The organism is Mesorhizobium sp. M2E.F.Ca.ET.209.01.1.1, from assembly GCF_004010375.2.
Classification (GTDB): domain Bacteria; phylum Pseudomonadota; class Alphaproteobacteria; order Rhizobiales; family Rhizobiaceae; genus Mesorhizobium.
This window is the reverse complement of the sequence record NZ_SADP02000323.1, coordinates 1-350: the sequence shown is the minus strand read 5'-3', so window position 1 is coordinate 350 and position 350 is coordinate 1. Positions and strand designations below refer to the sequence as shown.

Annotated in this window: 1 protein-coding gene; it reads left to right on the top strand. The window is 58.0% G+C overall.

Features of this window, described 5'->3' with window-relative positions:
- Positions 1–350: SDR family NAD(P)-dependent oxidoreductase (locus EN852_RS35830; protein WP_135879684.1), on the top strand; the 350-nt coding region annotated here is incomplete at both ends.

The window sequence follows — 350 nt, the reverse complement described above, 5'->3', positions numbered from 1 at the left end:
GGAGGAATCCTCGACCGCGCAGGCCCAGGCTCTGTTCGACGTGAACGTCTTCGGCGTCATACGGATGATCAACGCTGTGCTGCCGACAATGCGGCGGCAAGGAAACGGCAGAATCGTCAACTTGAGCTCGGTGCAGGGCTTCATCCCAGCTCCTTTTTTCGCGCTTTACTCGTCGACCAAACATGCCATTGAAGGTTATTCCGAATCGCTAGACCACGAACTGCGGCCGTTCGGAATTCGCGTCGCTTTGGTCGAGCCGGCCTATACCCGGACCTCGTTCGAAGACAATCTCGCCAGGCCCGACCAGTTGCTCGATATCTATGACGCCGCGCGCGCCAGCATGACTATAG